Here is a 20758-nt window from a genome sequence, read left to right on the forward strand (position 1 = left end):
GGCGACCACTCTCCGACCGGGCACGTCGGCGCGGGTCAGCGTGCCCGCCACGACCGCCAACCTGGGCCCGGGCTTCGACTCCCTCGGCATGGCGCTGGAGTTCCGCGACGACCTGAGCGCCACCGTGCTCGACCACGGCCTCGAGGTCGTCGTCGAGGGGGAGGGCGACGGCGTCCCGCTCGACGAGTCCCACCTCGTCGTCCGCACCATGACGCGCACCTGGAGCCTCCTGGACGCCGAGGCGCCCGGGTTGCGCCTGGAGTGCCGCAACCGCATCCCGCACGCGCGGGGGATGGGCTCCTCCTCGGCGGCGATCGTCGCCGGAGTCTGGCTGGCACGCGAACTCGTGCCCGACGGCCCGGCACGCCTGGACGACGCCGCCGCGTTCGCGCTCGCGGCCGACATCGAGGGCCACCCCGACAACGTGGCACCGGCCTGGTTCGGCGGGTTCACCATCTCCGGCCACGACGCCGAGGGCTGGTACGCCGTCGGCTCGCCGGTCGACCCGCGCATCGGCGCGGTCGTGCTCGTGCCGCCGACCCCGCTCTCGACCGAGGCCGCCCGCGGACTCCTGCCGGCCTCCGTGCCCCATGCCGCAGCAGCCGCCGACGCCGGCAACGCCGCTCTCGTCGTCGCGGCGCTGGCCGGCCGCCCCGACCAGCTGCTGCGAGCCACCCGCGACCACCTGCACCAGGAGTACCGGCGCCCCGCGATGCCCGACTCGCTCGCGCTCATCGACCGGCTGCGCGCGGACGGCGTCCCCGCCGTGGTCTCGGGGGCGGGTCCGACCGTGCTGGCCCTCGTCGCCGCGCCGGGATCGGGTGCGGACGCCGGGCTGCCGGCAGCCGACGTCGTCCTGGGCTCCTGTCCGCCGGGATGGCAGGCCGAGGCGCTGGCCGTCTCGCCGGTCGGCGTCCGCGCCGCCGACTGACCGCGGTGCTACCCTGAACGCACGTCCCCGGTCTCGGTGACGTGCCGCCGGTCTCGGCGGCTCTCCGGCGCACCGTCGCCTCGCCGCTCCAGCGGCCGCCGTGGCTCCGGATCCATGACGATCCGCCGACGTCCCCCGTCGGCCGTGCACCGCCCGAAGGATTCACGTGACGGACACCAGCACCCCTGCCCCCTCCGACGCGCCGGCCCAGAGCCCGGCGAAGAAGCGGGCGGGAGGTCTCGGCGGCATGCTGCTCGCCGATCTGAAGTCCCTGGCCGGCGACCTCGGCGTCTCCGGCGCCGGGTCGATGAAGAAGGCCCAGCTCATCGACGCCATCAAGGCTGCCCAGTCGGGTGGCCAGTCGGGTGCCCAGGGCGCTGCCCGGAGGGACTCCTCCGCCGAGCCGGCGACCCCCGCCCCGGCGCGGGAGGAGTCCGCCGCCGAGCGGCCCGAGCGGACTGAGCGGACTGAGCGGCCCGAGCGGACTGAGCGCGCTGAACGCGAGCAGCCCGAGCAGTCCGGCGGCGTCCGCGAGGAGTCGGGCGGGCAGGACGCCGACGCGCCGGCGGCGCAGGAGCGGCCCGCCCAGCGGACCCAGCAGAACGGCCAGCAGAACGGCCAGCAGAACGGCCAGCAGGCGCCGGCGAAGGGTCAGCAGAAGGGCCAGGGTGGCCAGCAGGGCCAAGGTGGCCAGGGTGGCCAGCAGGGCCAGCAGAAGCAGAAGCCCCAGCAGAACCAGAAGCAGAACGGCCAGCAGAACGGCCAGCAGAACCAGCCGAAGGATCAGCAGAACCAGCCGAAGGACCAGAACCAGCCGAACCAGCAGGGGCAGCAGGACGGCGCCGAGGGCGACCTCGACGGCGACCTCGACGGCGAGGGTCGCAGCCGCAACCGGCGCCGCCGTGGCCGCGACCGCGACCGCACCCGGGTGGCCGGCGGCCAGCGCCACGAGCCCGACACGATCATCCTCGACGACGACGTGCTGGTGCCGGCGGCCGGCATCCTCGACGTCCTGGACAACTACGCCTTCGTGCGCACGAGCGGCTACCTGCCCGGCGTCGACGACGTCTACCTCTCGCTGACCATGGTGCGGAAGTTCGGTCTGCGTCGCGGCGATGCGATCGTCGGTCAGGTGCGCCAGCCCCGCGAGGGCGAGCGCAAGGAGAAGTTCAACCCGATGGTGCGCATCGACTCGGTCAACGGCGCCGACCCCGAGTCGGCCCGCAACCGGGTCGAGTTCGCCAAGCTGACGCCGCTGCACCCGCAGGACCGCCTGCGCCTGGAGACCGACCCCGCCGAGGCGGTCGGCCGTGTCATCGACCTCGTCGCGCCGCTGGGCAAGGGCCAGCGCGGCCTCATCGTCTCCCCGCCGGGCGCCGGTCGCACCACGATCCTCCAGCGCATCTCGGCGGCGCTCACCCGCAACAACCCCGAGTGCCACCTCATGGTGGTGCTCGTCGACGAGCGTCCCGAGGAGGTCACCGACTTCCAGCGCTCGGTCAAGGGCGAGGTCGTCGCCTCGACCTTCGACCGGCCCGCCACCGACCACACGGTCCTGGCCGAGCTGGCGATCGAGCGGGCCAAGCGCCTCGTCGAGCTCGGCCACGACGTGGTGGTGCTGCTCGACGGCATCACCCGCCTGGGCCGGGCCTACAACCTGGCTGCCGCGGCCGGCGGCCGCACCCTCGCCGGCGGCGTCGACTCCGGTGCGCTCTTCCCGACCAAGCGCTTCTTCGGGGCCGCCCGCAACATCGAGAACGGCGGCTCGCTGACGATCGTGGCGACCGTGCAGGCCGACACCGGCTCGGCCACCGACGAGCTGATCCTCGAGGAGTTCACGGGGACGGCGAACCAGGTGCTGCGGCTGCGTTCGGACCTGGCCGGCGCCGGCCTGTTCCCCGCGGTCGACGTCGCGGCCTCGGGCACCCGCAAGCTCGACCTGCTCGTGGGCACCTCCGAACTCGCCGTCGTCGACGGGTTGCGGGCGGTGCTGCCCGACGGGCCGCAGCCGGCGCTGGAGGACCTCCTGCGCCGCATCGCCTCCTCGCGCACGAACATCGACCTGCTGATGCAGGTCCAGCGGGGTGGCGCGGAGGCGCGCTGAGCCATGGCCCGCATCCTCATCGCCGACGACGATCTCGACATCCGCGAGCTGGTCGAGTTCAAGCTGGCCTCGCTCGGGCACGACGTCACGGTCGTCTCCGACGGCCGGGCGGCCCTGGCGGCCTGCCGGGAGCAGCGGCCCGACCTCGCCGTCCTCGATGTGATGATGCCGGGCCTCACCGGCCTGGCGGCGGTCGCCGAGATCCGGGCCGACCCCGAGCTCGCCGGGCTGCCGGTCATCCTGCTCACGGCGCGCGCGCAGGAGGACGACGTCGCCACCGGGCTCGAGGCGGGCGCCGACGAGTACGTCACCAAGCCCTTCAGCCCCCGCGAGCTCGCGGCCCGCGTCGAGGCGCTGCTGGCCCGGGCCGGCTGACCCGCACCGCTCGCGCCGATTCCACCGGTCGCACGGCAGCAGGCCTGCCGGGGAATTGGCGCGGCCCGGTCGCTGTTGGCAGACTTGTTCCTTGGCTCCGGTTCACGCCCCGCAACCCGCGACGGCGACCCGGTGCCCGTTCACCGAGACGAGGACCCATGAAGAAGGACATCCACCCGGAGTACGTCGTCACCCAGGTCACCTGCACCTGCGGCGCGTCGTTCACCACCCGCAGCACCGCGACCTCCGGCTCGATCCACGCCGACGTCTGCTCGCAGTGCCACCCGTTCTACACCGGCAAGCAGAAGATCCTCGACACCGGCGGCCGCGTGGCCCGCTTCGAGGCGCGCTACGCCAAGGCCAAGCAGAGCAAGTAGCCGACTCCGAGCGCCGGTCCCCGCCCGTCTTCCGGGCGAGGGCCGGCGCTCGTGTCGTTCCCGCGCCCGCCATCCGCCGTCCGCCACCCGACGTCCCGAGAGGATCCCGGTGTTCGAAGCCGTCGAGACCATGCTCGAGGAGCACGCCGAGCTCGAGTCGCGGCTCGCCGCGCCCGAGACCCACGCCGACGCCCGGTTGGCCAAGCGCCTCAACCAGCGCTACGCGGCGCTGTCGGCGACGATCGGCACCTGGCGGGAGTGGCAGCGGCTCGGGGAGGACGCCGAGGCGGCGCGCGAGCTCGCGGGCGACGACCCGGCCTTCGCCGAGGAGGCCCTCGGCCTCGACCAGCGTCGTGCGGAGGCGGAGGAGCGGTTGCGCCGCCTGCTGGTGCCCCGCGACCCGGCCGACGACAAGGACGTCCTGGTCGAGGTGAAGTCGGGGGAGGGCGGCGAGGAGTCCGCCCTGTTCGCCGGCGACCTCCTGCGCATGTACACCCGCTACGCCGAACGGCGCGGCTGGTCGGTGGAGATGATCGATGCGACGCCGTCCGATCTCGGCGGCTACAAGTCGGTCACCGTCGCGGTGAAGGCCAAGGGCGCCTCCGAGCCCGGCACCACGCCCTACGCCCTGCTGAAGTTCGAGGGCGGCGTCCACCGGGTGCAGCGGGTGCCCGTCACCGAGTCGCAGGGCCGCGTGCACACCAGCGCCGCCGGCGTCCTGGTGCTCCCCGAGGCCGAGCCGGTCGATGTCAGCGTCGACGAGAACGACCTGCGCATCGACGTGTTCCGCAGCTCGGGGCCCGGCGGCCAGAGCGTCAACACCACCGACTCCGCCGTCCGCATCACCCACCTGCCCACCGGCATCGTGGTGAGCTGCCAGAACGAGAAGAGCCAGCTCCAGAACAAGGAGCAGGCCCTGCGCATCCTGCGTTCCCGGCTGCTCGCCGCCGCCCAGGAGGCCGCCGACGCCGAGGCCAGCGACGCCCGGCGCAGCCAGGTGCGCACCGTCGACCGCTCCGAGCGCATCCGCACCTACAACTTCCCCGAGAACCGCATCTCCGACCACCGCACGGGCTACAAGGCCTACAACCTCGATCAGGTGCTCGACGGCGATCTCCAGCCGGTGCTCGACTCCTGCGTCGAGGCCGACCTCGCCGCTCGGTTGGCGGCGCTGGGGGAGCAGTGACGACCCGGTCCCGCGACCTCCTCGCGGACGCCGAGGCGCGCCTCGCCGCGGCCGGCGTCGCCTCACCGCGCCCCGACGCCGAGACGCTGCTGGCCCACCTGCTCGGCGTCCCCCGCGGCCTGCTGCCGTTGCAGGACGCCGTCGGCGCCGACGACGCAAGCGCGTTCAGCGCCCTGGTCGAGCGCCGCTGCGCGCGCGAGCCGCTCCAGCACCTCACCGGCACCGCGGCGTTCCGCCACGTCGACCTGGCGGTGGGGCCGGGCGTGTTCGTGCCGCGGCCCGAGACCGAGCTGCTCGCCGGCTGGGCGATCGAGCAGGCCGCCGGCCTCGACGCTCCGGTCGTCGTCGACCTGTGCACCGGCTCGGGCGCGATCGCCCGCAGCATCGCCGACGAGGTGCCGCACGCCCGCGTGCATGCCGTCGAGCTCGACCCCGCGGCCCACGCGTGGGCCGAGCGCAACCTCGCCGGCACCGGCGTCGACCTGCGCCTGGGCGACATGGCCGAGGAGTTCGACGACCTCCTCGGCACCGTCGACGTCGTCGTGTGCAACCCGCCCTACATCCCGTGGGAGGCCTGGGAGTCGGTGGCCGTCGAGGCGCGCGACCACGACCCGCACCTCGCGCTCTTCTCCGGCGACGACGGCCTGGTCGCGATGCGCGTGCTGGCGCAGCGGGCGGCCCTGCTGCTGCGGCCCGGCGGCGTCGTCGGCGCCGAGCACGCCGACGTCCAGGGGGAGTCCGCGCCGGCCGTGTTCGCGGCCACCGGACGCTGGCTCGACGTGCGCGATCACCGCGACCTGGCCGGTCGCGCGCGCTTCACGACCGCCCGGCTGGCACGATGACCCCCGTGCGTTACTCCACCGGAACCGACGACGAGCGCGAGGAGGCCATCCAGGCCGCCAGCCTCGTGATCCAGCGGGGCGGCCTGATCGTGCTCCCCACCGACACCGTCTACGGCATCGGCGCCGACGCGTTCGACCACGACGCCGTCCGCGCCCTGCTGGCCGCGAAGGGTCGCGGCCGCGAGATGCCCCCGCCCGTGCTGGTGAGCGCCACCAGCACCCTCGACGCGCTCGCGATCCGCATCCCCGCCTACGCGCGGGCGTTGGTCGAGGAGTTCTGGCCCGGCCCGCTGACGATCGTGTGCCACCAGCAGCCCTCGCTCCAGTGGGACCTCGGCGACACCCGCGGCACGGTCGCAGTGCGGATGCCCGACCACGAGATCGCCCGCGAGATCCTCGAGCGCACCGGCCCCCTGGCGGTCAGCTCGGCGAACAAGACCGGCATGCCGGCGGCCACCGACGCCGACCAGGCCGAGGACATGCTCGGCGACGACGTCGACGTCATCGTCGACGGCGGCCCCGCACCGGGCGGCGAGGCCTCGACCATCGTCGACGTCACCGGCGCCCAGGGCCGGGTGCTGCGGGTGGGCGCGCTGTCGCTGGAGGACCTCAACGCCGTCCTCGAGCCGCTCGGCGCGACCGTCACCCTCGACGGCGCCGACGAGCCGGCCGAGCCCGCCGAGCCCGCCCAGCCCGCCGACCCCACGCCCGGGGGCTGAGGAGCGGGTGCGGGAGTACGCCCTGGTCTTCCTCGTGGCGGCGTCGATCACCTACCTGTTGACCGTCATCGCCCGGGAGATCGCCCTGCGCACCGGCGCCGTCGCGCGGGTGCGCGACCGCGACGTGCACGACGAGCCGATCCCGTACATGGGCGGCCTGGCGATGCTCGGCGGGATCGTGGCGGCCTACCTCGTGGCGCGCGAGCTCCCGTTCATCTCCCAGGCCGGCGGGCCGTTCGTGCTCCGCGACGCCGGGGTGGTGGTCGTGGCCGGCATCCTCATCTGCGCCGTCGGCGTGCTCGACGACATCTTCGAGATCGACGCGCTGACCAAGCTCGGCGGCCAGGTGCTCGCGGCGGGTTTCCTGATCGGCTTCGGCATCCGCTTCTACTACTTCCCGAGCTCCGGCGGCACCGTGTTCGCCCTCGACCCCGCCCAGGGCGCCCTGCTCACCGGCTTCGTCGTCGTGGCCACGGTCAACGCGGTCAACTTCATCGACGGCCTCGACGGGCTCGCGGCCGGTGTCGTGGGCATCGGCGCGCTGGCGTTCTTCTTCTTCTCCTACCAGTTGACCTCGATCAACTCGGCTCCGCGCGCCACCGCGCCGGCGCTGCTGGCGATCGCGCTGGCAGGCGCGTGCGCGGGGTTCCTGCCGCACAACGTCAACCCCGCACGGCTGTTCATGGGCGACAGCGGATCGATGCTCATCGGCCTGATGCTCTCGGCCAGCGCGGTCACCCTGAGCGGGCAGTTCGACTCCGCCGACATCTCCCGCGACGGCTCGGGCGGGACGGCGTCCCTGCTGCCGACGCTGCTCCCGCTCCTGCTGCCGCCGTTCGCGATCCTCGTGGTGCCGATGCTCGACCTCGTGCTCGCCGTCGTCCGGCGCACCCGCGCGGGTCGTTCGCCCTTCGCCCCCGACAAGCAGCACCTGCACCACCGCCTGCTGGAGATCGGCCACTCCCAGCGCCGCGCCGCCTTCATCATGTGGCTGTGGGCCGCCCTCATCGGGTTCGGCACCGTCACGGCGAGCCTCTACCGGGGCGTGTGGGTGTGGTCGGCGGTCGGCGTGTGCACGCTCGGGGTGGTCGTGCTGACCTTCGTCGTGCCGATCCTGCACCGGCCGGCGGCCCTGCGCGTGGAGGGTTGACGCCCCGCGCTCGGTGGCGCAGCGTGGGGGAGCGGTCGCTCTGGATCGATCCAGTTGCTGCCCGCCGGAGACCTTGTGATAGTTTTCACGAGCTGCTGAAAGGCCCCTGAGAACGGGGTCCGGCGCTCCCGATCCAGCCCGCCCCACCTCCACAGAACGGCCGCCGATGATGACGACCGCGTCGAAGCAGGTCACCGCTCCCGCCACCGGCGGCGGCGTCCTGTTGGGTGCGGCCGGACTCGCCGCCGTCGCGGGCCTGGCCCTCACGGCCGTCGGCGCCGTCGCAGCGGGGTCCGCGGGCGCTCTGGGCGCTCTGGCCGGCACCGCGATCGTGGTCGGGGTGATGCTGATGGGAGCAGCCTCCGTCGACGTCGTCGCCGGGCTGGCCCCCCAGTTCGCGCTGCTCTTCGCGCTGCTCACCTACCTGCTCCAGGTGCTCGCCCTCGCGCTCGTCTTCGTGATCCTCCAGCGCTCCGGCGTCCTGGAGTCCGATCTCGACCGGCGCTGGCTGGGCGGTGCCGCCATCGCCGCCGTCCTGGGCTGGACCGCCGGCCACGTCGCGCTGGCGACCCGGCGGCGGATCCCGGTCTACGACCTGCCCGCGGCGACCTCCTCCGCAGCCTCCTCCGCAGCCTCCTCCGCGACCTCCTCGGAGGCCTCCGTCGACCGCTCCGCGGACCGGATTCAGGCGGGTGAGCGCTGACCCATGTCGACTGCTATTGTCCGGTTCGCGATGGGACGAGAAGACTCTCCGTCCGAGCGGCACGACCCCCCGACGCCCGCTCGCGAGAACCCCGAGGTGACGCCTCTGGGTGACCCGTGGGTGGCGTTCGGACGACTCGTGGCGGGCGTGCTTGTCTACGGCGCCGTCGGATGGGCGCTGGACCGATGGCTGGACACCGACTACCTCGTGGTGGTCGGCATCCTCATCGGGGCGGCACTGGGCCTGTTCGCCACCTGGCAGGCGGTCAAGGCGCCGCCGCCGGAGGACGAGCGATGAGCCGGACGACCGCACGACCCCCGCACCTGGACCACCACGACGCACGACCCGCAGAGGAGAACGAGGACACATGGTGACCAGCCTTCTGATCAAGGCCGAGTCCTTCACGCCCCCGGGGCCTGCCGACTTCGACCTGCCCGGCATCGCCGGCTCCGGCGTCACCAAGCCGATGCTGCAGGTCGTCCTCGCGGCGATCCTCGTCTTCGCCTTCTTCTACCTCGCCTCGCGCAAGCGGGCGATGGTCCCCGGGAAGCTGCAGTTCGCCGGCGAGGAGGCCTACTCCTTCGTCCGCAACTCGCTGGGCCGCGACATCATCGGCAGCCACGACTTCCAGAAGTTCGTGCCCTACCTGTTCACGCTCTTCTTCTTCGTCTTCCTCAACAACTTCTTCGCAACCATCCCCTTCATCCAGTTCCCGACGTTCTCGCGCTCGGGCATGGTCTACGGGCTCGCGGCGCTGAGCTGGGTCATCTACAACGCCGCCGGCATGGTCAAGCACGGTCCGATCGGCTACCTGAAGCTGCAGAGCGTGCCCTCGGGCGTCGGCGGCCCGATCCTCCTGCTGCTCGTGCCGCTGGAGTTCATGTCGAACATCCTCGTGCGGCCGGTCACGCTGGCCCTGCGACTCTTCGCGAACATGTTCGCCGGCCACCTCCTGCTGATCCTCTTCGCCCTCGGCGGCGAGCACCTGATCCAGATGGGCGCGGCCTACGTCCCCGTCGGCATCGTGTCGTGGATCCTCTTCATCGCCGTCGCGATGCTGGAGGTGCTGATCCAGTTCCTCCAGGCCTACGTCTTCGTCCTGCTCAACGCCATGTACATCGCTGGCGCCATCGCGGACGAGCACTGAGACCGACCGGTCCGCACCGGTCGTCCAGCGCACCCGCACCACCCGGCAGCACCCCGCACCACCCCCGGTAACACCACCTCGAAGTAGCACCAAACCGAAAGGACATCACCGTGCTTGGTGAAATCAACGGCTCGCTCAACATGATCGGCTACGGCCTCGCGGCCATCGGCCCCGGCGTCGGTATCGGCCTGATCTTCGCGGCCTACATCAGCGGTGTCGCCCGTCAGCCGGAGGCCCAGAGCCGCCTGCAGTCCATCGCCATCCTGGGCTTCGCGCTCGCCGAGGCGCTCGCCATCATCGGCATCGCCCTCGCGTTCGTCCTCAGCTGACCTGACCCATCGCGGGACCGGAAGGACCTGGCATGCACGCATTGATCTCTCCCCTCGTGGTGAGGGCTGCGGGAGAGGGCGAGGAGCTCAACCCCCTCGTCCCGCATCTCGTCGAGATCGCCCTCTCCCTCGTCGTCTTCGGCATCCTCTTCTTCGCCGTGAAGAAGTTCGTGGTGCCGAACTTCGAGGCCACGTTCGCTGAGCGCACCACGGCGATCGAGGGCGGCCTGGCCGCGGCCGAGACCAAGCAGGCCGAGGCCGACGCCAAGCTGGCCGAGCTGGAGAAGCAGCTCGCCGACGCCCGGCACGAGGCCGCTCGCATCCGCGAGGAGGCGCGCGAGCAGGGCGCCGCGATCATCGCCGAGATGCGCGAGCAGGCGCAGACCGAGGCCGCTCGCATCGTCGAGCACGGCAAGACCCAGATCGAGGCCGAGCGCCAGCAGGCGGTCACCTCGCTGCGGGCCGAGGTCGGCGCGCTGGCCACCGGTCTCGCCGGCCGCATCGTGGGCGAGTCGCTGGAGGACGAGGCCCGTCAGAGCCGCGTCGTCGAGCGCTTCCTCGCCGACCTCGAGGCCGGGACCCCGGGGGTCAACTGATGGCGAGCTTCCGTGGCGGTTCGGCCGAGGCCGTGGCCGCGCTGACCCAGGGGCTGCAGTCCGCGGTCTCCGGGTCGACCGAGACCGCGACCGCGGTCGGGGCCGACCTGTTCCAGGTCGCGCTCACGCTGCGGTCCGAGGGCGCCCTGCGCCGCTTCCTCACCGACGGCTCGGTGCCGGCGGAGGCGAAGGCGGGCCTGGCGCGCGAGGTGTTCGGCGGGAAGGTCGGCGGTGCGAGCCTCGACCTCGTCGCCGACGCCGTCCGTCGGCGCTGGACCACCACGCGTGACCTCGCCGACGCCCTCGAGCACCTCTCGGTGGTCGCCGCGGTGCGCTCGACCGGCGACGACGCCGGCCGCCTCGCCGACGAGCTCTTCGCCTTCGGCGAGCTCGTCAAGGGCGAGCCGGCGCTGCGCGACGCCCTCTCCGAGCCGGCGCGCAGCCAGGCCGACAAGGCCGCGCTCGTCGCCGACCTGCTCGGTGGCAAGGCACTGCCCGCCACGGTCACCCTGGTGACCCAGGCGCTCTCGGGCAGCTACCGCACCCTCGCGGTCGCGCTCGGCGAGTACCAGAAGGTCGCCTCCGAGGTGCGGGGGGAGAGCGTGGCCACCGTCCGGGTCGCCCGCGCGCTCTCCGACGCCGAACAGGACCGCCTGGCCGGCGCGCTCGCGCGCCAGTACGGCCGCCAGGTGCATCTCAACCTGCTGGTCGACCCCAGCGTCATCGGCGGCATCCGCGTGGAGATCGGGGACGACGTCATCGACGGCACGGTCGCCAGTCGCCTCGCCGACGCACGCCGCCGCATCGCGGGCTGAGCCAGCTCGGCCGCACCCGAAGACTTCAGACGACAGACAAGAGAGAAGGCACCACCATGACGGAGCTCTCCATCCGGCCGGAGGAGATCCGCGACGCACTGGCGAAGTACGTCGCCGACTACCAGCCCGAGGCCGCCAGCAAGGAGGAGGTCGGCACGGTCGCCTCCGCCGGTGACGGCATCGCCCGCGTCAGCGGTCTCCCGTCGGCGATGGCCAACGAGCTGCTGCAGTTCGAGGACGGCACGCTCGGCCTCGCGCTGAACCTCGAGGACCGCGAGATCGGCGTCGTCATCCTCGGTGACTTCGCCGGCATCGAGGAGGGCCAGCCGGTCCGCCGCACCGGCGAGATCCTCTCGGTTCCCGTCGGTGACGCCTACCTCGGTCGTGTCGTCGACCCGCTCGGCACCCCGATCGACGGTCTGGGTGAGATCGCCACGACCGAGCGTCGTGCGCTCGAGCTCCAGGCGCCCACCGTCGTCCAGCGCAAGTCGGTGCACGAGCCGCTGGCCACCGGCATCAAGGCCATCGACGCCATGACGCCGATCGGCCGCGGCCAGCGTCAGCTGATCATCGGCGACCGCGCGACCGGCAAGACCACGATCGCGATCGACACGATCATCAACCAGAAGCAGAACTGGGAGTCGGGCGACCCCTCGAAGCAGGTGCGCTGCATCTACGTCGCCATCGGCCAGAAGGGCTCGACCATCGCCTCGGTGCGCGGTGCCCTCGAGGAGGCCGGCGCGCTGGAGTACACCACCATCGTCGCCTCCCCGGCCTCCGACAGCGCCGGCTTCAAGTACCTCGCCCCCTACACCGGCTCGGCCATCGGCCAGCACTGGATGTACGACGGCAAGCACGTCCTGATCGTCTTCGACGACCTGACCAAGCAGGCCGAGGCCTACCGCGCCGTGTCGCTGCTGCTGCGCCGCCCGCCGGGCCGCGAGGCCTACCCGGGCGACGTCTTCTACCTGCACAGCCGCCTCCTCGAGCGCTGCGCGAAGCTCTCCGACGAGCTCGGCGCCGGCTCGATGACCGGTCTGCCGATCATCGAGACCAAGGCCAACGACGTCTCGGCGTTCATCCCGACCAACGTCATCTCCATCACCGACGGTCAGATCTTCCTCCAGTCCGACCTGTTCGCGGCCAACCAGCGTCCCGCCATCGACGTGGGCGTCTCGGTCTCGCGCGTGGGCGGCGCGGCCATGACCAAGGCGATGAAGGCCGTCACCGGCTCGCTCAAGGTCGACCTCGCGCAGTTCCGCGCGATGGAGGCCTTCGCGATGTTCGCCTCCGACCTCGACGCCGCCTCCAAGCAGCAGCTCGCCCGCGGTCAGCGCCTGATGGCGCTGCTCAAGCAGCCGGCCTACTCGCCGTACCCGATCGACGAGATGACCGTCTCGCTGTGGCTCGGCACCACCGGCCGCCTCGACGCGATCGAGACCTCCGACGTGCTGCGCTTCGAGCAGGAGTTCCTCGACTACCTGCGCCTCTCGCACGAGGGCCTGCTGGCCTCGATCCGCGAGAGCCTGAAGTTCGAGGTCGAGGAGGGCCTGACCGCCGCCTACGACAGCTTCCTCGCCCAGTTCCAGGGCTCGGGCGGCGGGATCAAGGCCGGCCACGAGGCCGAGGCCGACGCGCTCGCCGACGAGGGTCAGGAGACCATCGTCAAGCAGAAGCGGAGCTGACGCATGGCCGTATCGCTGCGTGAGTACCGCGCGCGGATCAAGTCGACGGAGTCGATGAAGAAGATCACGCGTGCCATGGAGCTCATCGCTGCGTCCCGCATCATCAAGGCGCAGCAGCGGGCCCAGGCGGCAGCGCCGTACGCCCGTGAGCTCACCCGCGCCGTGTCCGCCGTGGCGACCTTCTCCAACGTGGATCACCCGCTGACCACCGAGGCCGAGAACCCGCGACGGGCCGCCGTCCTCATCGTCACGAGCGACCGTGGTCTGGCCGGTGCCTACTCCTCCAACGTGCTCAAGGAGGCCGAGAGCCTGGCCGCCAAGCTGCGCGAGGAGGGCAAGGAGGTCGCCACCTACATCGCCGGACGCAAGGGCGAGGCGTACTACCGCTTCCGCCAGCGCCCGGTGGTGCAGTCGTGGACCGGCTTCTCCGACCAGCCGAACTACGACGTCGCGGCCGAGATCGGCGAGACCCTCATCGAGGCCTTCCTCGCCGAGCAGGGCAGTGGCGACGACGTCGACGAGGTCCACGTCGTCTACACCCGGTTCGTCTCGATGCTGACGCAGGAGCCCACCGCGGTGCGCCTGCTGCCGCTCGAGGTCGTCGAGGGCACCGAGGCGCCGGAGGCCGGCGACCTGCTGCCGCTCTACGAGTTCGAGCCGTCCGCGGAGGCGGTGCTCGACGGTCTGCTCCCGCAGTACGTCCAGAGCCGCATCTTCTTCTGCCTCCTGCAGGCGGCGGCCTCCGAGCTCGCCGCCCGCCAGAAGGCGATGAAGTCGGCCACCGACAACGCCGACGAGCTCATCAAGAAGTTCACCCGCATCGCGAACCAGGCCCGTCAGGCCGGCATCACCCAGGAAATCAGCGAGATCGTCGGTGGCGTCAACGCGCTGGCCGATGCCACCTCCGCCAGCGACTGATCCAGTAGGAGAACACCCATGACCGCAACGGTTGAAGAGACCACGCACGGCGCCACCGGCTCGGTCGGTCGGATCGCCCGTGTCATCGGCCCGGTCGTCGACGTGGAGTTCCCCGTCGACGCCATGCCCGACATCTACAACAAGCTGGAGACCGAGGTCACCCTCAGCGGCGAGACCGCCGTGCTCCCGCTCGAGGTGGCCCAGCACATCGGCGACGGCATGGTCCGCGCCATCTCGCTGAAGCCCACCGACGGCCTCGTCCGCGGCGCGCAGGTGCGCGACACCGGCGGCCCGATCACGGTGCCGGTCGGCGACGCCACCCTCGGCAAGGTCTTCAACGCCACCGGCGACGTCCTCAACCTCGCCGAGGGCGAGACCTTCGAGGTCAACGAGCGCTGGGGCATCCACCGCAAGGCCCCGGCCTTCGACCAGCTGGAGTCCAAGACCCAGATGTTCGAGACCGGCATCAAGGTCATCGACCTGCTCACCCCCTACGTGCAGGGTGGCAAGATCGGCCTCTTCGGTGGCGCGGGCGTCGGCAAGACCGTGCTCATCCAGGAGATGATCGCCCGTGTGGCGCGCGACCACGGTGGTGTGTCGGTGTTCGCCGGCGTCGGCGAGCGCACCCGCGAGGGCAACGACCTGATGGTCGAGATGGAGGAGGCCGGGGTTCTCGGCCAGACCGCCCTGGTCTTCGGCCAGATGGACGAGCCGCCGGGCACCCGCCTGCGCGTCGCCCTGTCGGCTCTGACGATGGCGGAGTACTTCCGCGACGTCCAGAACCAGGACGTGCTCCTGTTCATCGACAACATCTTCCGGTTCACCCAGGCCGGCTCGGAGGTCTCCACCCTGCTCGGCCGCATGCCGAGCGCCGTGGGCTACCAGCCGAACCTGGCCGACGAGATGGGCACGCTCCAGGAGCGCATCACCTCGACGCGTGGTCACTCGATCACCTCGCTCCAGGCGATCTACGTGCCGGCCGACGACTACACCGACCCGGCTCCGGCGACCACCTTCGCCCACCTCGACGCCACCACCGAGCTGTCCCGCGAGATCGCCTCGCTGGGTATCTACCCGGCCGTCGACCCGCTGACCTCGACCTCGCGGATCCTCGACCCGCAGTACATCGGTCAGGCGCACTACGACTGCGCGATCCGCGTCAAGCAGATCCTGCAGCGCAACAAGGAGCTCCAGGACATCATCGCGATCCTCGGTGTCGACGAGCTCTCCGAAGAGGACAAGATCATCGTGTCCCGCGCTCGCCGCATCCAGCGCTTCCTGTCCCAGAACACCTACGTCGCCAAGCAGTTCACCGGCATCGAGGGTTCGACCGTCCCGGTGGCCGACACCATCGAGGCGTTCAACAAGATCGCGGACGGCGAGTACGACCACGTGGCCGAGCAGGCCTTCTTCATGTGCGGCGGTCTGGACGACGTCGAGCAGAAGTGGGCCGAGATCCAGAAGAGCCTCTGATGGCAGCAGACACCTCCCTCGAGGTCGCCCTCGTCGCCGCCGACCGGACCGTCTGGTCCGGCCCGGCGTCGATGGTGATCGCCCGGACGGTGGAGGGCGACGTGGGTGTGCTCCCCGGGCACGCGCCGCTGCTCTCGCTGCTGACCGACGCCGTCGTCGAGATCAACACCGCCGACGGTGTGGTCGTGGCGACGGTCGACGGCGGGTTCCTCTCGGTGGCGAACAACCGCGTCTCGGTGCTCTCCGAGCGCGCGCTGCTCGCCGAGGAGATCGCGGTCGACGAGGCTCGGGCCATGCTCGACGAGGCCCAGGGCCTGCCCACGGGCGACGAGCGCGAGCTGCGCATCCGTCGCGCCGAGGCGCGCATCCGGGCCGTCGAGAAGGCGCGCGCAGGCGTTCGCTAGGCTCCTCCCACCGGCGAGGAGAAGGGGATCGGATGCCGCTGTGGGAAGCCGTCGTCGACGTCGTCGGCGCGCTCCTCGGCCTGATCCTCCTCTACGGTGTCGCCCTCGTGGTGCGCCGTCGCGTGATCGCCCGTCACGGCGGCACGTTCGAGCTCAGCTACCGCGCTCGGTCCGACAGGGCCGGGCGCGGTTGGCTTCTCGGGGTCGGGCGCTACGCCGACGAGCAGCTCGAGTGGTTCCGCATCTTCTCCCTCTCGGTCCGGCCCAAGATGGTCTGGCAGCGCACCGACCTCGTCTACGAGGGACGCCGGGCAGCGGAGGGTCCGGAGGAGATGGCGCTCTACCCCGACCACCTCGTCATCGTGTGCCGGGCACCTGACGGCCGCGACGTCGAGCTCGCCATGGGGCCCGCCTCGCTGACCGGGTTCCAGGCCTGGTTGGAGGCCAAGCCACCCGGCGCCCAGATGCCGTGATCGCGCTTCCGGCGTGATTGGCTGGCGCCATGGTGAGCACGGCGCCGGAGCACTCCGAGACCCCGTCCGAGGTCCGCGCGATCCGCGACGCCGTCGGCACCGCCTTCATCGTCGCCGGCGTCCTCTTCGCCTCCCTCGCCTCGCGGCTGCCCGACATCCGCTCGTCCCTCGATCTCGACAACGCCGACCTCGGCCTGCTGCTCCTGGCGATCGCGGTCGGTTCGCTGGTCGCGCTGCCCAGTGCCGGTCGGCTCATCGACCGCTGGGGTGCGGGCGCAGTCGTGCGCCTCGGTGCGGGGCTCGATCTCGTCGGCCTGGTGATCGCCTCGATCGCAGCCACCTCGGGCAGTGTCGCGGCGACCGCCGCCGGCTGGGTGCTCTACGGCGTCGGCATCGGGGTGTGGGACGTCGCGATGAACGTGGAGGCCGCCGAGGTCGAGCGCCGGCTAGGTCGCACCGTGATGCCCCGCTTCCACGCCGGGTGGAGCATGGGATCCATCGCGGGCGCCGCGATCGGCATCCCGATGGCGGCGCTGCACGTGCCGATGCCGGTGCATCTCATCGGGGCCGTCGTCCTGGTCGCCGCGGCCGGGTGGTGGGCCGGCGGCCGGTTCGCTCCGGTCGAGCAGAGCACACCGGACGACGCCGCGAGCGCCGTGCGCGGCCGCTCGGCGTGGCTGGAGCCCCGCACGCTGGCCATCGGGGTGATGGTGCTGGCCTTCGCGATGGTGGAGGGCACGGCCAACGACTGGCTCTCCCTCGGCCTCATCGACGGCTACGACGTGCCGCACTGGGCCGGGGTGAGCGGCTTCGCGCTCTACGTCACGGCCATGACGACCGGACGGCTGCTCGGCCCGCCGCTTCTCGACCGCTTCGGCCGGGCGCCGGTGCTGTGGGCATGTGCGGCGGCTGCGGCCGTCGGCAGCCTCGTGACGGTGTACGGCGGCAGGGTGGCGCAGATCGAGACGAGTTGGCCCGTGGTGGCGGTCGGGATCGCGATCTGGGGCCTGGGAGCCTCGCTGGGGTTCCCGGTCGGGATGAGCGCGGCCGCCGACGACCCGACCCGGGCCGCGGCGCGGGTCAGCGTCGTCTCGACGATCGGCTACGGCGCCTTCCTGGCGGGTCCGCCGCTGCTGGGCCGGCTCGGCGATGCCATCGGCACGCTGGAGTCGGTGCTCGCGGTGACCGTGCTCATGCTGCCCGCGGCGATCAGCGTGCTGGCCGCCCGCGAACCGCGGACGACGCCGGTGCCCTGACGCGGCCTGACGCGACCCGGTCAGTCGAACAGCCCGCGGATGTCCTCCGCGCTCACCCCGGCCGAGAGCCCGGCGCCGCCGTCGACCACCTGGCTGAAGATCGCGGCCTTGCGGTCCTTGAGGGCCATCACCTTCTCCTCGATGGTCTCGGTGGAGACGAGCCGGTAGACCATGACCGTGCGCTGCTGGCCGATGCGGTGGGCGCGGTCGACGGCCTGCGCCTCGGCGGCCGGGTTCCACCACGGGTCGAGTACGAAGACGTAGTCGGCCTCGGTGAGGGTCAGACCCGTGCCGCCCGCCTTCAGGCTGATGAGGAACACCGGGGCCTCGCCGGTGCGGAAGCGTTCGATGACGCGTCCGCGCGCGGTGGTGGCGCCGTCGAGGTACTCCGAGGCGATGCCGGCCTGCTCGAGCCGCTCGCGCACCCGCTTGAGGTAGGTCGTGAACTGGCTGAAGACCAGGGCGCGATGGCCCTCGGCGGCCAGTTCGGCGAGGTGGTCGAGCAGCACGTCGAGCTTCGCCGAGCCGACATTGGCGTGGGCCTCGTCGACCAGCCCGGGGTCGAGCGCGAGCTGACGCAGACGCGTGAGGGCGGCCAGGATCGCGACGCGGTTGCGGTCGAAGTCCTCCTCCACGAGGCCCAGCACGCGTTGGCGCTCCTTGGCCAGGTGGGCGTCGTAGAGCCGACGGTGCCGGGCGTTGAGCTCGACGTGGAGCACCTGTTCCTGCTTGGGGGGCAGATCGGCCGCGACGAGCTCCTTGGTGCGGCGCAGCACGAAGGGCTTGATGCGCGCCGTCAGCCGGCCCAGGGCGGCGGCGTCGCCGTTGCGCTCGACCGGCCGGACGACGGTCTCGGTGAACTTGCCGGGGTGGGAGTACAGCCCGGGGGCGGCGAGGGAGAGCAGCGACCACAGCTCCATCAGGCGGTTCTCGAAGGGCGTGCCGGTGACCGCGACCAGGAACTGCGCGCCGAGGCTCTTGACCGCGGCGTACGCCTTGCTCTGGTGGTTCTTGACCTGCTGGGCCTCGTCGAGGACGACGCCCGCCCAGCCGATGCCGGCGTACTCGGCGGCGTCGAGCCGCAGGAGGGCGTAGCTGGTGACGACGACGTCGGCGCCCTCGGCGATCTCGGCCAGCGTCTCGGCGCGCCGGGCGGCGGTGGCCTCCACGGTGCGCACCCGCAGGCCGGGTGTGTGCAGGGCGGCTTCGGAGGCCCAGCCCGACACCACGCTGGTGGGCGCGACCACGAGGAAGGGCAGCGGCTCCTCGGCTCGGGTGTGGGCGATGAGCGCCAGCACCTGGAGCGTCTTCCCGAGCCCCATGTCGTCGGCGAGGATGCCGCCGAGCCGGTGCTGCCAGAGGAAGGCCAGCCATCGGAAGCCCTCGAGCTGGTAGGACCGCAGCGTGGAGGCGACGCCGATCGGCTCGGGCCGGGGGAGCTCGACCAGGTCGCGCAGGGCCCGCGCCTTGGCGACCCACTCCGCCGCCTGGGCGTCGACGATGCCCAGATCGTCGAGCTGCGCCCACAGTCCGAGGTCGCGCCGGCCGACCCGCAGCTGCCCGTCGGGGGCGCGCTGCACCTCGGCGGCCGCCTTCACGATCTCGGCGAGGCGGGCGAACTCGGGCCGGTCGAGGCTCAGGTAGAGCCCGCTGGGCAGCACGAGATGGGTCTGACCGAGGGTCAGGGCCTCCAGCACGTGGGCCAGGGGGACCTGCTGCCCCTCGACCCGGATCATCACCTCGAGATCGAGCCAGTCGGTGTGCTCGGGGCGGTGGCCGGCGCCCGCCGCAAGCCCGTCGTCGGCCGGCGGCGCCGCCTCGAAGGAGAACTGCGGCGCCTCGTGGCTCTCGCGGAAGGCGGGCGGGTCGTGCTCGACGACCTCGACCCCCTCGACCGACCGCCACACCGGCAGGGCGAGCAGGGCGAGGTGGAGGGCGTCGGCGCCTGCGCTCGTGCTGCGGGCGCGGTCGGGAAGGGGGTCGAGTCGCGCGGTGATCGCCGCCTCGGCCTCGGCGTCGCGCAGCACCGGACCGGGTGCGGTGTCGGTCTCGTCGAGATCGAAGGGCGGCAGCGTGCCGTAGCACCACTCCCAGTGGACGTCGGCCAGCGCGGCGCTCTGCCAGGTGACGGTGACCCGCAGCCGCGGCGCGGGCAGCTCGGGCACCTCGACGGACCCGTCGGAGGAGGCGACCGGCAGCGCCCGGGTCAACGCCCCGAGCCGCTCGGTGAGCTCGGGGACCTCCTCGGCCGGCACCAGGATCGGCTCCGCGCGCTGGAGGAGGGCCAGGGCCGCCCCCCGGATCGGCGGGGCCAGCTCGACCAGCGCCAGGTGCGTGCCGACCGGCAGGAGGGCGGTGTGCGCGGGTGACCCGATGACCTGCACCTCCTCGCCGTCGGTGAAGCCGGCGGGATGGGCGATGCCGACGAGCACGCTGGCGCCCGTGCCTCGCTCGACGACGTCGACGGCCACCCGGGCGGTGCCGTCGAGCACCTCGAGGGGCGGCAACCCGATGGGCAGCAGGACGACGCCGGCGTCGCGCGCCTGACGCAGCAGCGGCACCAGCTGCGGCCCGAAGTCGTCGAGCGGGGGAGCGGTGGCGGCGTTGTACCAGTGGTTCGCCGCACCCAGGGAGCGCTGCAGCGCGTCGAGGGCGGCGAGCTGGCGCGCGTCGTAGTCGCCGTCGCGCACCGCCCGCGGGACGTCGTTCCACGACAGTCCGGTGCGCACCCAGGGCTGTCGTGCGCCCGGGCGCATGGGGCGCAGGGTGATGCGGCTGCCGCTGCCGCCGTAGCCGTAGCGAGCCGGTTCGCGCTCGAAGGCGAGCGCGACGCCGACAGCGCGCCCCGCGTCGAGGAGGTCGTCGGCGACCAGGGTGAGCTCGTCGAACTCCTCGCGCCAGGTGCGGGGACGCGACACCGATCGCACCGGCCGCACGGCCCAGTACAGGCCCGCGCCGTGCTTGCACTGCCGGCCCACCGGGCAGGTGCAGGTGGTGCCGAGGCTCAACCGCCCGGCGTGCACCCGCGCGTCGAGGTGGACGACGTAGGTCTGCCGCCCGCTGCCGTGGGCGAAGCACATGGCGCTGACCCGATCGCTCTCGCGCGTGGTGTTCTCGACGTAGAAGAGGCGGTCGTGCGCGTAGTACTCGGCACCCCGCTCGAGCTCGCGTTCGCCGAAGAAGTCGGCTGGGTCGCTGTCGGCGAGCAGGTCGAGGATGTCCATGGCCCGGCCATCCTCTCAACCGCTGCCGACAACCCGCGCACCTCATCCCCA

At 72.3% G+C, this 20758-nt stretch carries 21 protein-coding genes; 20 read left to right on the forward strand and 1 reads right to left on the reverse strand.

Features of this window, described 5'->3' with window-relative positions:
* Positions 1–40: 40 nt before the first annotated feature.
* The 20 genes from thrB to ABD671_RS04740 all read left to right on the forward strand — a co-directional run bounded on the left by thrB (position 41) and on the right by ABD671_RS04740 (position 17483).
* Positions 41–931 carry a homoserine kinase gene (gene thrB, locus ABD671_RS04645; RefSeq protein ID WP_344732073.1) on the forward strand — a complete coding sequence of 297 codons (891 nt, stop codon included), beginning with the start codon at positions 41–43 and terminating at the stop codon, positions 929–931.
* Positions 932–1097: 166 nt separating this feature from the next.
* Positions 1098–3035 carry a transcription termination factor Rho gene (gene rho, locus ABD671_RS04650; protein ID WP_425574879.1) on the forward strand — a complete coding sequence of 646 codons (1938 nt, stop codon included), beginning with the start codon at positions 1098–1100 and terminating at the stop codon, positions 3033–3035.
* A 3-nt stretch (positions 3036–3038) separates the two neighbouring features.
* The gene (locus tag ABD671_RS04655; protein WP_344732074.1) at positions 3039–3410 is read left to right on the forward strand and encodes a response regulator transcription factor; all 372 of its coding nucleotides are present in this window, start codon (positions 3039–3041) and stop codon (positions 3408–3410) included.
* Between the two features lie 158 nt (positions 3411–3568).
* Positions 3569–3787, forward strand: a complete 219-nt coding sequence (gene rpmE, locus ABD671_RS04660) for a 50S ribosomal protein L31 (RefSeq protein ID WP_344732075.1) — start codon at positions 3569–3571, stop codon at positions 3785–3787.
* 109 nt (positions 3788–3896) lie between these two features.
* Positions 3897–4973, forward strand: a complete 1077-nt coding sequence (gene prfA, locus ABD671_RS04665) for a peptide chain release factor 1 (protein WP_344732076.1) — start codon at positions 3897–3899, stop codon at positions 4971–4973.
* Entirely contained in the window at positions 4970–5815 is an 846-nt protein-coding gene (prmC, locus tag ABD671_RS04670; protein ID WP_344732077.1) for a peptide chain release factor N(5)-glutamine methyltransferase, read from the forward strand. The genes prfA and prmC overlap by 4 nt, the downstream gene beginning before the upstream one ends.
* Positions 5812–6534 carry an L-threonylcarbamoyladenylate synthase gene (locus ABD671_RS04675; RefSeq protein ID WP_344732078.1) on the forward strand — a complete coding sequence of 241 codons (723 nt, stop codon included), beginning with the start codon at positions 5812–5814 and terminating at the stop codon, positions 6532–6534. Before prmC ends, ABD671_RS04675 begins: the two co-directional genes overlap by 4 nt.
* 7 nt (positions 6535–6541) lie before the next feature.
* On the forward strand, positions 6542–7684 hold the full coding sequence (locus ABD671_RS04680) for an MraY family glycosyltransferase (protein ID WP_344732080.1): 1143 nt from the start codon (positions 6542–6544) through the stop codon (positions 7682–7684).
* Positions 7685–7850: 166 nt separating this feature from the next.
* A complete protein-coding gene (locus ABD671_RS04685; protein WP_344732081.1) occupies positions 7851–8387 on the forward strand; it encodes a hypothetical protein in 537 nt (178 codons plus the stop codon).
* Positions 8388–8483: 96 nt separating this feature from the next.
* Positions 8484–8684 carry an AtpZ/AtpI family protein gene (locus tag ABD671_RS04690; RefSeq protein ID WP_344732082.1) on the forward strand — a complete coding sequence of 67 codons (201 nt, stop codon included), beginning with the start codon at positions 8484–8486 and terminating at the stop codon, positions 8682–8684.
* A gap of 73 nt (positions 8685–8757) precedes the next feature.
* Positions 8758–9534, forward strand: a complete 777-nt coding sequence (atpB, locus tag ABD671_RS04695) for a F0F1 ATP synthase subunit A (protein WP_425574880.1) — start codon at positions 8758–8760, stop codon at positions 9532–9534.
* Between the two features lie 140 nt (positions 9535–9674).
* Positions 9675–9863 (forward strand): ATP synthase F0 subunit C, encoded by a 189-nt coding sequence (gene atpE, locus ABD671_RS04700; RefSeq protein ID WP_344732221.1) that lies wholly within the window; start codon positions 9675–9677, stop codon positions 9861–9863.
* Positions 9864–9895: 32 nt separating this feature from the next.
* Entirely contained in the window at positions 9896–10459 is a 564-nt protein-coding gene (locus tag ABD671_RS04705; protein ID WP_344732084.1) for a F0F1 ATP synthase subunit B, read from the forward strand.
* Positions 10459–11274 (forward strand): F0F1 ATP synthase subunit delta, encoded by an 816-nt coding sequence (locus ABD671_RS04710; protein WP_344732085.1) that lies wholly within the window; start codon positions 10459–10461, stop codon positions 11272–11274. The genes ABD671_RS04705 and ABD671_RS04710 overlap by 1 nt, the downstream gene beginning before the upstream one ends.
* A gap of 56 nt (positions 11275–11330) precedes the next feature.
* On the forward strand, positions 11331–12959 hold the full coding sequence (gene atpA / locus ABD671_RS04715; RefSeq protein ID WP_344732086.1) for a F0F1 ATP synthase subunit alpha: 1629 nt from the start codon (positions 11331–11333) through the stop codon (positions 12957–12959).
* Between the two features lie 3 nt (positions 12960–12962).
* Positions 12963–13877, forward strand: a complete 915-nt coding sequence (locus ABD671_RS04720) for a F0F1 ATP synthase subunit gamma (protein WP_344732087.1) — start codon at positions 12963–12965, stop codon at positions 13875–13877.
* Positions 13878–13895: 18 nt separating this feature from the next.
* Positions 13896–15350 (forward strand): F0F1 ATP synthase subunit beta, encoded by a 1455-nt coding sequence (atpD, locus tag ABD671_RS04725; protein WP_344732088.1) that lies wholly within the window; start codon positions 13896–13898, stop codon positions 15348–15350.
* Complete coding sequence (locus ABD671_RS04730) at positions 15350–15754, forward strand: F0F1 ATP synthase subunit epsilon (RefSeq protein WP_344732090.1); 405 nt, start codon at positions 15350–15352, stop codon at positions 15752–15754. Before atpD ends, ABD671_RS04730 begins: the two co-directional genes overlap by 1 nt.
* A 32-nt stretch (positions 15755–15786) precedes the next feature.
* Positions 15787–16227 carry a DUF2550 domain-containing protein gene (locus ABD671_RS04735; protein WP_344732091.1) on the forward strand — a complete coding sequence of 147 codons (441 nt, stop codon included), beginning with the start codon at positions 15787–15789 and terminating at the stop codon, positions 16225–16227.
* Between the two features lie 29 nt (positions 16228–16256).
* Complete coding sequence (locus ABD671_RS04740; protein ID WP_344732092.1) at positions 16257–17483, forward strand: MFS transporter; 1227 nt, start codon at positions 16257–16259, stop codon at positions 17481–17483.
* A 20-nt stretch (positions 17484–17503) separates the two neighbouring features.
* Here the strand turns inward: ABD671_RS04740 and ABD671_RS04745 are convergent, their stop codons facing one another.
* Entirely contained in the window at positions 17504–20707 is a 3204-nt protein-coding gene (locus tag ABD671_RS04745) for a DEAD/DEAH box helicase (RefSeq protein ID WP_344732093.1), read from the reverse strand.
* Positions 20708–20758 lie beyond the last annotated feature (51 nt).

This window comes from Nocardioides fonticola, from assembly GCF_039536805.1.
GTDB classification, from domain to species: Bacteria; Actinomycetota; Actinomycetes; order Propionibacteriales; family Nocardioidaceae; genus Nocardioides; species Nocardioides fonticola.